This window comes from Sphingobacteriaceae bacterium (genome assembly GCA_016715905.1).
GTDB lineage: Bacteria > Bacteroidota > Bacteroidia > B-17B0 > Aurantibacillaceae > Aurantibacillus.
Genome location: JADJXI010000004.1, coordinates 516,734 through 531,278 on the forward strand (window position 1 = coordinate 516,734; position 14,545 = coordinate 531,278).

General features: G+C 33.4%; 15 protein-coding genes and 1 pseudogene. 4 read left to right on the forward strand and 12 right to left on the reverse strand.

Going from position 1 to position 14,545, the window contains the following annotated elements:
• Positions 1 to 87 precede the first annotated feature (87 nt).
• Both rsmI and corA read left to right on the forward strand, forming a co-directional pair.
• Positions 88 to 789 carry a 16S rRNA (cytidine(1402)-2'-O)-methyltransferase gene (rsmI, locus tag IPM51_06495; GenBank protein MBK9283956.1) on the forward strand — a complete coding sequence of 234 codons (702 nt, stop codon included), beginning with the start codon at positions 88 to 90 and terminating at the stop codon, positions 787 to 789.
• Positions 776 to 1,816: a magnesium/cobalt transporter CorA gene (corA, locus tag IPM51_06500; GenBank protein MBK9283957.1), complete on the forward strand. Its 1,041-nt coding sequence runs from the start codon at positions 776 to 778 to the stop codon at positions 1,814 to 1,816. The genes rsmI and corA overlap by 14 nt, the downstream gene beginning before the upstream one ends.
• Positions 1,817 to 1,825: 9 nt before the next feature.
• Here the strand turns inward: corA and IPM51_06505 are convergent, their stop codons facing one another.
• The 7 genes and pseudogenes from IPM51_06505 to cyoE form a co-directional block, all read right to left on the reverse strand.
• Positions 1,826 to 1,981, reverse strand: a complete 156-nt coding sequence (locus IPM51_06505) for a hypothetical protein (protein MBK9283958.1) — start codon at positions 1,979 to 1,981, stop codon at positions 1,826 to 1,828.
• A 172-nt stretch (positions 1,982 to 2,153) separates the two neighbouring features.
• On the reverse strand, positions 2,154 to 2,498 hold the full coding sequence (gene rplT / locus IPM51_06510) for a 50S ribosomal protein L20 (GenBank protein ID MBK9283959.1): 345 nt from the start codon (positions 2,496 to 2,498) through the stop codon (positions 2,154 to 2,156).
• A 96-nt stretch (positions 2,499 to 2,594) separates the two neighbouring features.
• The gene (rpmI, locus tag IPM51_06515; GenBank protein ID MBK9283960.1) at positions 2,595 to 2,789 is read right to left on the reverse strand and encodes a 50S ribosomal protein L35; all 195 of its coding nucleotides are present in this window, start codon (positions 2,787 to 2,789) and stop codon (positions 2,595 to 2,597) included.
• A 117-nt stretch (positions 2,790 to 2,906) separates the two neighbouring features.
• On the reverse strand, positions 2,907 to 3,401 hold the full coding sequence (locus IPM51_06520) for a cytochrome C oxidase subunit IV family protein (GenBank protein MBK9283961.1): 495 nt from the start codon (positions 3,399 to 3,401) through the stop codon (positions 2,907 to 2,909).
• Positions 3,402 to 3,422: 21 nt separating this feature from the next.
• Positions 3,423 to 4,171, reverse strand: a pseudogene (locus IPM51_06525) (cytochrome c oxidase subunit 3).
• 37 nt (positions 4,172 to 4,208) lie between these two features.
• Complete coding sequence (locus tag IPM51_06530; GenBank protein ID MBK9283962.1) at positions 4,209 to 4,805, reverse strand: cytochrome c oxidase subunit 3; 597 nt, start codon at positions 4,803 to 4,805, stop codon at positions 4,209 to 4,211.
• Positions 4,806 to 4,816: 11 nt separating this feature from the next.
• On the reverse strand, positions 4,817 to 5,716 hold the full coding sequence (gene cyoE, locus IPM51_06535) for a protoheme IX farnesyltransferase (protein ID MBK9283963.1): 900 nt from the start codon (positions 5,714 to 5,716) through the stop codon (positions 4,817 to 4,819).
• A 158-nt stretch (positions 5,717 to 5,874) separates the two neighbouring features.
• Here cyoE and IPM51_06540 point away from each other — a divergent pair, with 158 nt between their 5' ends.
• Entirely contained in the window at positions 5,875 to 7,590 is a 1,716-nt protein-coding gene (locus IPM51_06540) for a hypothetical protein (GenBank protein MBK9283964.1), read from the forward strand.
• Positions 7,591 to 7,639: 49 nt separating this feature from the next.
• On the opposite strand, the gene IPM51_06545 is transcribed toward IPM51_06540, so the two are convergent.
• The 5 genes from IPM51_06545 to IPM51_06565 form a co-directional block, all read right to left on the reverse strand.
• Positions 7,640 to 7,900, reverse strand: coding sequence for a hypothetical protein (locus tag IPM51_06545; protein MBK9283965.1), 261 nt, complete (start codon positions 7,898 to 7,900; stop codon positions 7,640 to 7,642).
• Between the two features lie 14 nt (positions 7,901 to 7,914).
• Positions 7,915 to 10,230 (reverse strand): T9SS type A sorting domain-containing protein, encoded by a 2,316-nt coding sequence (locus IPM51_06550; GenBank protein MBK9283966.1) that lies wholly within the window; start codon positions 10,228 to 10,230, stop codon positions 7,915 to 7,917.
• Between the two features lie 115 nt (positions 10,231 to 10,345).
• Positions 10,346 to 10,993, reverse strand: a complete 648-nt coding sequence (fsa, locus tag IPM51_06555; protein MBK9283967.1) for a fructose-6-phosphate aldolase — start codon at positions 10,991 to 10,993, stop codon at positions 10,346 to 10,348.
• 113 nt (positions 10,994 to 11,106) lie between these two features.
• Positions 11,107 to 11,658 (reverse strand): hypothetical protein, encoded by a 552-nt coding sequence (locus IPM51_06560; GenBank protein ID MBK9283968.1) that lies wholly within the window; start codon positions 11,656 to 11,658, stop codon positions 11,107 to 11,109.
• Positions 11,659 to 11,769: 111 nt separating this feature from the next.
• Positions 11,770 to 12,411, reverse strand: coding sequence for a hypothetical protein (locus tag IPM51_06565; GenBank protein ID MBK9283969.1), 642 nt, complete (start codon positions 12,409 to 12,411; stop codon positions 11,770 to 11,772).
• A gap of 81 nt (positions 12,412 to 12,492) precedes the next feature.
• Between IPM51_06565 and IPM51_06570 the strand changes: the two genes are divergently transcribed.
• Positions 12,493 to 14,541 carry a BatA and WFA domain-containing protein gene (locus tag IPM51_06570; GenBank protein MBK9283970.1) on the forward strand — a complete coding sequence of 683 codons (2,049 nt, stop codon included), beginning with the start codon at positions 12,493 to 12,495 and terminating at the stop codon, positions 14,539 to 14,541.
• The last annotated feature ends 4 nt before the right edge of the window (positions 14,542 to 14,545 follow it).

The window sequence follows — 14,545 nt, forward strand, 5'->3', positions numbered from 1 at the left end:
TGTAAAAAAGTAATTAACCCAATTTATTGAATAACTCTTTCATACAATCTTCAAGCCTTTCTTTACAAGCCTTAACTTGTAACAGGTATGGAAGGACATTTGTTTATAGTACCAACACCAATTGGTAATTTAGAAGATATCACATTCAGAGCTATTCAAGTTCTTAAATCCTGTGATGTTATTTTAGCTGAAGATACCCGCAATAGTTCTTTTTTATTGAAACATTATGAAATTACAACACCATATCGATCTTATCATCAACATAACGAACATAAAATTTTAGAAGAACTCATATCCGAAATACAGAGCGGTAAACAAATTGCATTAATTTCCGATGCAGGCACACCCGGAATTTCGGATCCCGGCTTTTTATTAATTAGAGCCTGTTTAAACAATAATTTACCGGTTACCACATTGCCTGGGGCAACCGCCTTTGTACCTGCTTTAGTAAATAGTGGATTTCCCTGTAATGAATTTTCGTTTTACGGATTTCTTCCTCAAAAAAAAGGCAGGTTAACGCAATTAAAAAGATTAGAGACAGAAGAAAAAACTTTTATTTTATATGAATCTCCTTATCGGCTTCTAAAATTACTAGAGGAACTTAAATTGCATTTAGGAGATGATAGATTAGTTAATGTGAGTAGAGAAATTTCAAAAAAGTTTGAAGAAAATATACGAGGGAATGCTTCTTCATTAATTAAACACTTCGAATCAAAAACTATAAAAGGAGAAATTGTAGTTGTTGTTCAGGCAAAAAATATAATAAATAAAGAGGATGATACAGAGTAAGCATGGTGCTCCTCCGGGCTCATTAATTTATTTGGGACCGGAAAGAAAAGCGCAACCTAAAATCACTTTGATTGAGTATAACGAAAAAGATATCATTCAAAAAGAATTCTCCGGGATCAATGACTGTTTAAACGCAACAAAAGACGGATATATAAAGTGGATTAATGTTGAAGGGGTACATCATACAGAGATTATTGAGCGGATCGGGGATTATCACAATTTACATGCTTTGACGCTTGAGGATATAGTGCATGTTAATCAAAGACCGAAATGCGAAGACTACGATGATTATTTATTTTGCATTGTAAAAATGATAACATACAATGATGATGTTCAATCGGAACAATTATCACTAATTTTAAAGGGCGATACCATCATATCATTTCAAGAGCCTACCGGGATTGATGCTTTTGATATTATTCGGAATCGATTAAATCAATCCAAGGGAAGAATTCGGAAATTAGGCGCCGATTATTTATTTTATGCTTTAATGGATGCGGTGGTTGATTGGTATTTTATTGTTATTGAAAGAGTGGGCGACGATCTTGAACTTATTGAGGAAGAAATTATAAGTGATCCCCAAAAGCATTCTATTCAAGAGTTATATGAACTCAAGCGGCAAATCATTCATATAAGAAGACAGGTTTGGCCATTAAGAGATATGTTGAATAACCTGAACAGGAGCGAAAATGAATTGATTACAGAAAATACTCATTTATTTTTCAGAGATTTAAATGATCATACTATACGAATTATAGATACAGTTGAAACTTACAGAGATTTACTCACCGGAATGATGGATGTTTATATTAGCAGCAATTCCAATAAAATGAACGAAATCATGAAAGTGTTGACTATTATGTCGAGTATTTTTATCCCAATTACTTTTATTTCAGGACTTTATGGAATGAATTTTGAAAAAATGCCTGGATTAAAAACCGAATATGGTTTTTTAATTACCTGCCTAACCATGTTACTGGTTGTTTCCGGATTGCTTCTGTTTTTTAGAAAAAGAAAATGGCTATAAACTTCTGATTTAAATTACTTCTACCGCATCCGGGTATTTAGCTTTCCAGTTTTTTAAACTTTCTTTATTTCTAACTGTAATAACCGTTCTGCGGTCAATACGTAATTTAACTAAGTAGGTACTCCCTTTAATCTCTTCCTTCTTGGGTGCTGATTTCGACCTCATGATTACTAATATTTAATTGTTCTTACTATTCTAATACAAAATAACAAAAAAAGCGACACGATTAACGTTAAATAATGCCAAGTGATTCCTTTAATACCAACAGGCTTTTGTTATTAATAAAAAAAGCACCCGGTTATGGGTGCTTTCACTCATTATTAGATTCTCTTTTAAATTATTTTACCTGATTTACTACAGCTGCAAATGCTTCAGGATGATTTAATGCTAAATCAGCCAAAACTTTACGGTTTAATTGTAAACCTTTAGAGTTTAATTTACCCATAAACTCTGAGTAACTTAATCCGTGCTCACGCACACCGGCGTTAATTCTTTGTATCCACATTCCGCGCATGCTGCGTTTTTTGTTTTTACGATCACGGTAAGCGTAGGTTAAACCTTTTTCTAATGCGTTTTTAGCAACTGTTAATACATTGCTTTTTGCTCCCCAATAACCTTTGGTAAGTCTTAGGATTTTTTTTCTGCGAGCCTTACTGGCTACATGATTTACTGAACGTGGCATTTTTTGTTTTTTGTTTTAAAATTCAGCGCCGTTTCCGGACTTATTACTGAATTCTGGGTTAAACATTTTTTTAATTAACCGATTAAATCAACGAAATTAAATAGCAAGTAAAAATTTAATGTTACTTGTGTCTTCTTTGCTTACTAAAGCGCTTTTTGCTAAACCGCGTTTACGATCTTTTTCCTTTTTTGTAAGGATATGACGCTTGTAAGCCTTTTTTCTTTTGATTTTACCGCTTCCAGTTACACTAAAACGCTTTTTAGCGCTGGAATTAGTTTTCATTTTTGGCATTTCTATTCAATTTTAAGGATGGCAAAGATAATTAAATATATTCATTTGGCAATGTATTTCAATAAAAAAAGGCTGTAAAAAACAGCCCCTTTTATAAAAAGTTATAAATTACCTTAATTAGTGTGCTTCAGAACTGTGCCCTTCGCTTTTTGCAGCTTCTTCACTATGTTCTGCGTGATCAGCGCCATGTCCATGTCCGGATCTTAATTGTTCTTGTTGTTGCACTAAAATAGGGTCAACTCTAGTAAACCTTCCAGATTCTCCTGCATAAGTTCCTTCAGTTAATATGATGAAAATACCATAAGACATTAATACTAAATAAGGAGCTAAAATCACATATTTAAAGGCTTTTACTTCGTGACCCAAGTGCATAAATTTAATAACAATGTATCCCGCTTTAGCCAGCGTTAAACCAATAAATAAAACTTTTAACCATAAAGTTCCTGACCAACCATGACTAGGCGCCATAGAACCTATAATTAGTTCAAAAATAGTAATAACCAACATGATCCAGAACACATTCCATAATGTTCTGCGGGCCTTTTTTCCATAAGCCTCATCATGATTGTACATGGTTTCATAAGATGGATAATTATCGTGAAATTCTGACATATGCTAATTTTTAAAATATTTTTATAGTAAATAAAAGAAAGTAAATACGAAAACCCAAACCAAATCTACAAAGTGCCAATATAATCCTACTTTCTCAACCATTTCATAGTGTCCACGTTTTTCGTAAGTACCTTTAAGAACATTCATGAATATCACAAAATTGATTACTACTCCAGAAAAAACGTGTGTTCCGTGGAATCCTGTAATAAAGAAAAAGTAGTTCGCAAATTGCGGCACACCATATTCATTCACGGTCATGTTAGCGCCATGCCATAATTGTTTCACATAAGCTTGTTTTTCAGGATCCCAAATATTACGCCAAAATCCACCTTCACCAGTTGGGCCACCAGTATGTGTACCAACAATAAAATGATACCACTCCCAAGCTTGAGATAAAACGAAAGCTAATCCGCCAATAATTGTCCACAACATCCAAACCGTTACGCCTTTTCTATCCATCGTTTTCCTGCTTCAACAGCTAAAACCATAGTAACCGAAGACATAATGAGGATAAAAGTCATTAAACCTACATAAGCTAATGGTAAATGTTGTTCCACAAAAGGAAAGTGTGTAAACACATTTTCTGCTTTTGGCCAAACATCAGCATACTTATGACGAATAAAGCCATAAGACATTAATAATCCTCCAAATGTTAATGCATCGGAGATAAGAAAGAACCACATAAATAATTTACCGTAACTAACGGCAAATGGTGAACGACCTCCACCCCAGGCTTCTTTCGGGTCAATTTCAGCAGTATGATGTGCCATATGAAATTAAAAAAGTGTTAAATTATACGATGCAATATTAACGATAAAAATATAAAAACAAAAACAAATACACCCAAAGCAAGTCCATAAAGTGCCAATAAATTGCAGTTAGCTCAATTCCAAGGTAATCAGCCGAAGAATATTTTTTCAACATGCATTTTGTTAATGAAACAGCCAGGGCTAATAAACCTACAGCCATATGAACAACGTGAATAAAAGCAATAAAGTACAAGAAAGAGCCTGATGCATTACTATACTTGCCGGCAAAATAAATGCCCTGAGCAGTTAACTGCAACCAACCCTCATATTGCGTGAAAATGAAAACTATTCCCAATAACAACGTAATTGCAAGTCCAAGATTTGCTATTAAATAATTATTATTTTTTATCGCTTTCACTGCTATAAATAAACTAATACTGCTGGTAACCAAAATAGCGGTACTTAATATCATAATATCGGGAAGCTGAAAAACAAGCCAATTTCCATTTTTTGCTCTTACTATATAAGCACTAGTTAGCCCCGCAAAAAGCATGACTATACTAACCATCCCTATATACAATAAAGGCTTAGCTGTTTTTCGGCTGGCAGCTTTTATTTCTGCAACATGTGGACTTTGTTTTCTGATTTTGGCCATTTTATAAATCTTTATTGTTTAGTCATTAATGCAATTTGAATAACCGGAAGGTAAATTAAGGTAATGAAAAATAATTTTTTTGCCAAAACATCACTTCCAATCCGATAGAAATTATATGCTTGTAAAACCAAAGCTAATCCGGCTAAAACGCAAACGCAGGCACTAATTATCCCGGTAAACCCAAATACGAAAGGAAAAATACTTACAATGAGAAGCACAACACTATAAAGCAAGATTTGAAACTTTGTTGAATCATCTTTTCCGCCTGCTGAAGGTAAAAGAAAAAAGTCGGCTTTTGCATAATCTTCACTGTTAAACCAGGCTAAAGACCAAAAATGAGGAAATTGCCAAACAAATTGAATAATGAAGAGTAAAATTGTGAAAAAGCTAACACTTCCAAATCCTTCCGTTGCTGCAATACCCCCAATTAAAGTTGGCAAAGCCCCGGGAAACGCCCCTACAAATACGGATAATGGCGTTTTTCGTTTTAGAGGGGTATAGAATAGGGTATATAGTAATATGGATAAAAAACCAATCAAACCCGAAAGTGGATTAATGAAATACCCTAATAAAAATGTTCCAATTATTCCAATAATAATGCAAAAAATAAGAGCTGGAGTAGACGAAATTATGTTCAAGGGCAAAGGTCTGTTCATTGTCCTGTTCATCTTTTTATCCAAATCACGCTCAATTATCTGATTAAAGCCATTTGCAGATCCGGTAACCAAAAATCCCCCAATAGCGAGTACCAAAAGAGTGTGCCAGTTAAAAGGAGCGGCAATTGTTAAATATGTAATGAGAGCAGAAAAAACAACAAGAGCTGACAAGCGAACTTTTGTCAGTTTCACGTAACCCAAAAATTTTGAATAATTTGAATCTTTTTCCGGAATATTAACCGCTCCTTGTGCCAATTTTTAGATTGCAAATTTAGAACTTAAATCGTAATTGAAATTAGCTTTTTATATGGGTGGCAATAACTTTATTTAAAAAAACTTTTTTTGTTAAATTATTTTTCTACTTTTGCTCGAACATTTAAATTTATACGATGAATTCAAAATTTTTACGCACGATGAGTGCTGGTCTGTCGTTAGCTGTTATTTTAACAGGTTGTGACGGATTAGGTAAAATGCTCAAAAAACAAAAGGACATTAAGTACACTTTAACGCCAAATCCGATTGAAATGCATGGAGATAGCATTCAGTTCAGCGTGAACGGAAAATTTAATCCTAAAATATTTGCTAAAAAAGTAACATTAACCTTAACTCCGGTAGTAAAATATTCTGGTGGTGAAAAAGCACTTAAACCGGTTATATTAATTGGCGAAAAAGCAACAGGAACCGGTGGACAGAAAATTTCTTATTCTCAAGGTGGAACTTTTAGTTACACTTCTGAAAAATTTGGATATGAGTCTGGAATGCGTAATGCTATAGTTGAATTACGTGGCGAAGGACAAGTTAAAAAGAAGGTAAAACCTTTTGATCCTGTAAAAATGGCTGATGGAACCAACGTTACTCCGCTTTTAGTGCGTAATGATGAAAAAGGAATTATGGGTGCTGATGCTTTCCAAAAATCTTATCCGGTAAATCAAACTACTCATATTTATTATACCATAAATCAATCAAATGTTCGCCCTGCTGAATTAAAGTCTGAAGAAACTCAATCTTTCAGCAAGTTTGTAGCAGAGAATTTATCTTCTCCTTGGTATGAATTTAAAGGTATCTCAGTTTCTGCTTATGCCTCTCCTGATGGTGAAACTGATAAGAACGAAAACTTAGCAAAGGATCGTGCAAAATCAGGTTCTGTTGCTATCATGTCAGAATTCAAAAAAAATAAAGACAAAGCAGTAACTTTTGGTAAAACAGCTGAACAATATCAGGTGGGTACAACAAAAGAAGACTGGGAAGGATTTAAATCTTTAATGGAAGCTTCTACTATGGCTGATAAAGATTTGATTTTACGTGTTTTAACAATGTATACGGATGCAGATCAACGCAGAAAAGAAATTAAAAACTTATCTAAGACATATACAGAATTAGCCGACAAAGTTTTACCTAAATTACGTAGATCAGAAATCACGGTTAATGTGGATAAAAAATCACGTACTGATGAAATGATTTCTAAATTAATGACTTCTTATCCTGATAGTTTATCTGTAGAAGAGTTATTATACGGCGCTAATTTAACCAATGATGTAAACACAAAAGTTCAAGTTTATGAAGCAGCTGAAAAGAAGTACGGAACGGATTGGAGAACTTCAAATAACTTGGGTGTAGCTTATTTAATGCAAAATAAGGTAAGTGATGCTGCTGCAGCTTTCAAGCGTGCAGAAGGTTTAGGAAATGTTCAACCTGCAGTTTACAATAACTTAGGGATTGTTGAAGCAAAAAATGGAAACAGAGTGGCTGCAATGGACCTTTACAAACAAGCCGGTAGTGCAAAAGAAACTATGTATAATATGGGTATCTTAAATGTACGTAACGGGCAATATAACGATGCTGTAAACAATTTCGGAGATTACAAAGGACATAATAAAGCTTTAGCTCAGATGTTATCAGGCAATGCCGGAACTGTTAAGGATATGATTGACTCAAGCGATGAAAAAGACATGGCTTATAGCTTCTATTTAAAGGCTGTTGCTAATGCTCGCTCAGGAAACAATAGCGATGCTATTACCAATTTAAAATCCGCAATTGAAAAAGATGCTAGTTTAAAAGCTTACGCAAAAGATGATGTGGAATTCATTAAAATGCGCGAAGATGCCGGATTCACTGGATTAACTAACTAAACTTAATTAATTGATATAAAATTAAAGCCTCTTGCAAAAGAGGCTTTTTTTATGGACTTACTCTGTTTAAATAATACTTTAACAAAGAAAGTTGTTTACCGTATTCAACTTTAAATTCATTACTATTTAAATGAGCTTTACTTGTACCTGCAATGGCATTAATGCCTTTTAAAAAATCCGTGTATAATTCTATTCCGAATTCTTTGATAAATAAGTCGGGATTGTCGTTTATAATGGACTGAATTCGTAATGCTGAACGGTGGCTTGCATCATCGCTCAAATCTTTCAACTCCTCAAATAATTTATTCATCTTAATCTATAACTTTACTTTTTAATGAATAATTTAAATTCTCTCATTATGCCATTTGATTCATTTAATTTTAAAATGTAACATCCTTCTGCTAAATGATCGGCCTGAATTTCGTGTAGGTGATCAATAAGTTTTTGACTAAGCACACATTTTCCGTTCAAATCATATAGTTTTAGTTCCTGAGATGATGAACTCTTAGACATAAGCGTAAAAACACCATTGTTTGGGTTAGGATAAATAGTTGTTTGATTAGCTTGATAAATTAATTGGCTTATTTGATTACAAACAGCAACTACCATTTGTAAACTATATGAACTTGTACATCCAATAGAATTCGTTCCGGCAATGGTATATGAAGTTCCTAAAGTTGGGGTATCAATAACAATTGTTGAGTTAGAACCGGTGCTCCAGGTATAGGTATCAGCTCCGGATACGGTTAATGTAACAGTTTCGCCTAAACAAACGATAGCAGGATAAGAAACATTTAAAGTAGGGCTCCCTAAAACCGAAATTGCAATTTGATTTTGAGTAGCACAATTATTTACTGTATTTGTACCAATTACAGTATAAGTAGTATTGTTAATTGCTGTAACAATTATTGTTTGTGTTACTTGATTAGTGCTCCAAGAATATGAATCTGCTCCATTTGCAAATAGGGTAATTGAATTTCCGGCACAAGCTGTATTTGTATTTGAAAAAACACTAATTGTTGGACTAGCACTTACATTTATATTTACAGAATTAGAACCCGGACAGCCTGAAATACTTTCTCCATATACACTATAAGAAATAGCTGCAGTGGGCGAAATAACAATAAAGCTAAGTGTACTCCCTGTGCTCCAAGTATAATTATTGGCACCGGTAGCAGATAATGTGGCTGATTTACCGGAACAAACATTAGTAGAACCATTTATTGAAATAATGGGATTCAGATTCACGGTTACATTAATGGTTTTTGTATCTGAACATGAATTACTAAATGTGCCTATTACCGTGTACACGGTTGTCACGCTTGGGCTAATACTTATTGATTCAGAATTGGCCCCTGTGTTCCATGAATACGAAGGTGCGCCGGTTGCTGTTAATGTGGTTGACTCACCCTCACACAAAATACTATTACCATTAATCTGAACAGTAGGAGAGTCTAAGGCATTGATTGAAAAAGTGGCTTTGGCATGACATCCAACTGAATTACTTCCAATAACAGAATATGTACTTGAAACAGTAGGCGAAACTGTTATACTGAAGTTATTTGATCCTGTACTCCAAGAATAAGTTGAAACGCCGGATGCACTTAAAGTTTTAGTTGACCCTATACAAACATTGCTACTTCCTGAAATTGCAATACTTGGTGCTGAAACCGGAATTACAGGAATACTAATGGTGAATACTGAAATACACGAATTGCCAGAGTTACCATTCACTGTATAAATCACTGTAGATATCGGATTAACAACAATACTATTTGAGTTACTTCCGGTATTCCAGGTATAACTCGAGGCGCCATAGGCAGTAATTTGAACTTCCTGTCCTATACACACGGGTGCTGTATGTTCAGCCCATAATCCGGCTCGATATCCTACCCACTTATTTCCATCATAAATAAAATACAAACCATTAGCGTAAGCCAAACCAAATCCCGAAGGAGCCCCTGCAGTCAGTGGAAATTGAATAGTTGAAACATAAGCGCCGGTATTATAATTTATGGTATAAGCTCTTCTATTTGTATAATCATAAATTGCATATTCCATACCTGCATTGCCGGTAAAAAACCCATAAGAAGAGATATTACCAATTCCGCCGGGTAAGCCAATGATTGGTACTGTTGAAACCAACAAACCACTGCTTCTGCTATATTTTAAAATTGAAAATGCTGAATAATAAATCACTTGATCATTTATTGCATCGTATTGTCCGCCACTTTGTGGATTAGGTTGATTGTTGCTTAAAATAATATTGCTTCCATTACCTGCATATCCTGTTATCGGATCAATATTAATTGTAAAAATGCCAGCTGAATTAAAACAATTTCCTTCTATACTGGAATTATTACTATTCCACCATAAACCTCTCCAATCTTGATTGCCCATCCCCACAGCAATGGTGTTTCCTCCGGTGGAAGAATAGGTAGCAATTGGATTAGAACCAAATCCGCCGGAATTCCAATAGTAAACATTTTTCAAAGGATTATATGTTACCATCATATGAGCTCCAATTGGACCAACAGCGCCCGGATTTAACGTCAACATCCCCACGGCGGTGCAAGTTTGCGCACGACTATGAAAGCTGAATAAAATGAAGGCAATAAAAAAAATAAAAATTCTGCTCATTCGTAATGTGTAGTATAAATTTATAAAATAACATTACGAAAACAAATCACTTCTTGTTAAGATTAAAGTGATGTTGATAAGTACCTGTAAATAAGATTAATTGAAGCGATAAGCACTATTTTTTAGCATCTGCTAAAAACTGAGCCAATCCCGAATCTGTTAATGGATGTTTTAAAAGTGCGGTAATTGCACTAAGCGGACATGTAGCCACATCGGCACCTATTTTAGCGCATTCAATAATATGCATAGGATGTCTAACACTTGCTGCAAGAATTTGTGTTTCGTATCCAAAGTTATCATAAATCAAACGTATATCTTCAATTAGGGCTAATCCATCTGTGCTCACGTCATCCAATCGTCCAATAAAAGGTGAAACATAGGTTGCGCCTGCTTTGGCAGCTAATAAAGCTTGTCCAGCACTAAAAACTAAAGTACAATTGGTTTTAATTCCTTTCGATGTAAAATATTTAATAGCTTTAATTCCATCTTTTATCATAGGTACTTTAACTACAATCTGATCATGAAGTTTGGCTAAGGCTTCTCCCTCTTTAATAATTCCCTCGTAATCAGTTGCAATTACTTCTGCACTTACATCACCAGTCACAATTTTACATATATCTACATAATGTTTAATAATATTATCTTGGCCTTTAATTCCTTCTTTCGCCATTAAACTTGGATTAGTAGTTACTCCATCTAAAACTCCGAGGTCTTGCGCCTCTTTAATTTGTGCTAAGTTTGCTGTATCAATAAAAAATTTCATAATCTATTTTTGAAAGGATGAAGATAAGAAAGAGATTTACTTTTAGTAAAAAAAGGTATTAACAAAAAAAGCGTTTCTATTAAGAAACGCTTTAAAAATTATTGAATGTGATATTAATTACAACCTAAGATACCGGCAACGGTAACACTAGGGAATTTAAAATTGCTTTGCTCACATCGAACTGAACCGATAATGGATGCACTTACGGTAGTACCGGTATTGGTTACCTGTAATGAACCTGAACGTCCATACCACATGATATTTTCAGGCTGTCCAGGAGCGTTTAAAACAGTAAACACACAACTTTGAGCTCCAACATTTGAAGCAACTAAATAAGTATTAGTTCCTATTGAAGGTGGGAATGCAAAAGTTACCGTTACTTCAGTTGAACCATTATTGGCTTTTAAATACAAACTGCTGGTAGTAATACAACTTGGATTTGACCATCCTGCTCCCCCAGCATAAAATGATGAATTCTCTGTAGGAATTGGATTAAAAGTAGTCGTACCCGTGGTAGTTACATTATTCGGATCAGGATTTCCTCCGGTTCCAGTATCAGCTTTATATTCTGGTTTTATTGCTTCATCTTTTTTCTTTTTACAAGCATAAGTGAATAATAATGTTAAAGCCAATAAGCTGCTTAGTATAAAAATTCCTTTTTTCATGAGATTTAATATATTCAAAGATACATTTAAATTAACTGTCTACAAAAAAATAAGCTCATTATTGAGTGAAAATAGGTCTAGATTTAGGGGATATATATGAACAGGCAATGGTTAGTTACTGAGTATAGCCTTTATTTTCTCACTTGACTCACCACCCACGTTCACCTTGTTTCTTTTAAGCCATTCATCCATACTCTTTAAAAACAAGTCCTTATTCGTAATATGCTCCAGTTTAATCACGCTGGTTTTTCTATTCTTCTTAACAAAATAAAAAATATTATGACGAAACTCCACTAACAAAATTTCGTTTGCGAAAATTTTAGATAATTTTTCTTGAGAAAAAAGCAAATAATTGGCATAAATACTCACAAAGCAAATTTGTTTTTTGTATTTTAAAAATAGAACGGCTGCCTCTGTTAAACCCACCATTAAACATATTGGATAAAAATATTTAACCCGCGAACCTGTTAAATATAATGCTATACCAAAACCAATGTAAATGGTGATTTTTAAAATTTTAAACGTTATAAATCTATTTGTTAGGTATGAATAGCGTTGAACCGGCAAATTAGATTTGTACTGTGCATTTAAAAACTCATAGCAACTTAAAAATATATAGGCCAAACCGGATAAAGCCTGAATAGATAAGAGCTCTTTCCATCCAAATATCCCATAAAAATAATTTACTACCGAAAGAGATAATATTCCCAATAAAATAAAATTTTTACCTAATGAACTTAATACAGTATACATAATTTGCGATTGTAGGTAAAAATACAAAAATTTTTAATTAATCCTATTGTTTTAACACATACTATACTTAATTTTAGAACCATGGTTTTTCTATATCCCACTTTTTTGTGGGCTTTACTTGCAATAAGCATCCCCATTCTTATCCACCTTTTCAATTTCAGGAGATATACCAAAATCTATTTCACAAATGTGAAATTTTTAAAAGAACTTCAGCAGGAAAGTAAGTCTAAATCTCGCCTAAAAGAAGTATTGATTTTAATTACTCGTTGCTTAGCCCTTCTTTTTCTGGTGTTGGCCTTTTCTCAACCTATTTTAGTCGAAAATGATACCGCCCCCCTTAATTCCATGAATAAGCTGGTTAGTATTTATATTGACAATTCCTTCAGCATGGATAATGTAGGAAAACAAGGTCCATTATTAGAATTGGCCAAAAATCAAGCTCAACAAATTGTCGGAAATTTAAGCGGTACTGATAAAATTCAAATCATTACCAATGATTTTGAAGGAAAACATCAAAGATTTTATTCCAATGAAGAAGTAAAAGAACTGATTGAGGATATAAAGAGCTCTTCTTCCGTCCGAAATATAAGTGATGTCATCAAAAGGCAAAATGAATTTCTTAATTCTTCTAAAGGAAACAAATTTATTTTTATAATCAGTGACGGGCAGCAAACTACTTTTAATTTAAATAATTTGAGTGTTGATTCAACTACTCAATACTATTTGCTGAAACTTGATCCTAATAAAGTGAATAATGTCTTTATTGATACGTGTTATTTTAATTCGCCACTTCAACAAAAAGGATTTATTCAAACTTTAAACGTGAAAATAGTTAATGATGGCAACGAACCTGTTAATGCGGCTTCAGCTAAACTAATTGTGAATAATACGCAATTGGGAATTTCAGCATTTTCCATTCAACCGAATAGCAATAAAGAAATAAATTTCAATTTTGAATGTAAAGAAAGTGGATTTAATTATGGTTCTGTCCTGATTGAAGATTATCCCGTGACCTTTGATGATGAATTATTTTTTGCATTCAATTCCTTATTAAATATTAATGTTTGTGTAATTAATGGCAAAAATTCGAGTCGTGAAACCGGATTTGAATCTATTTTTAAATCAGATAGTTTATTTGATCTAAAGATTTTTAAAGAAGAAGCAATAGATTATTCAGCTTTCAATAATTCAAACGTAATCATACTTCGAAATCTGCATTCTATCTCTTCCGGTTTATTGGTTGAATTAAAAAAATTTGTGGAAAATGAAGGTTGCCTCTTCATTCTTCCGGAAGAGAACGCTGATGTTGAATCCTATAAAAATTTGTTAGCCGGTTTTGATTTACCATATTCCCTTCAATTCGATACGAATCGGATAAACTTGTCGAAAATTGAACTCGAAAACAAATTCTTTGCCGGCGTTTTTGAAAAAATGGATGATCGGGTGAATTTACCAATCATCTATAATCATTTTAATATCAATTCCCCACAAAACAAAGTTTATGAAACTATTTTAAAACTTCAAAATGATAATCCTGTATTAATACGAAATTCAAATTATGGTGGTAATGTGTACTTAAGTCTTGATCCTATGACCGAAAAGAGTAGTAATTTCAGTAAACACGCCCTTTTTGTTCCAACCATTTACCGTATTTGTTTCAGTAGTTTAAAAAATGAATCTATTTATTACCGAATTGACAATAACAATGTACTGCGTATAAAAAATGAAATGAAAAATAATTCAGAGCCTGCACATATCCGTGGCTTAACCGGTAGTTTAGATATTATTCCTTCCTTCAAAACTTTAGGTCAAAGTTTGTTATTGTATACGCAATTTCAAATCCATCAACCCGGATTTTATACAATTGAACAAAATAAATTACCCGTTTTTCCTATCGCTTTTAATTATTCGCGAATTGAATCACATTTAAAATGTTATACAGCCGAAGAAATAAACGATCAAATTGCCCAAAATGGAAATAAGAATATGTTTTTGTTGAAAGTGGATGAAAAAAACAGCATTTCACAATTAAATTCCGGAATTAATGGCACGCCATTGTGGAAATTGTTTGTAATTTTAGCTTTGACCTTTTTATTAATTGAAATACTTTTATTGCGCTTTATAAAGTAAAAAA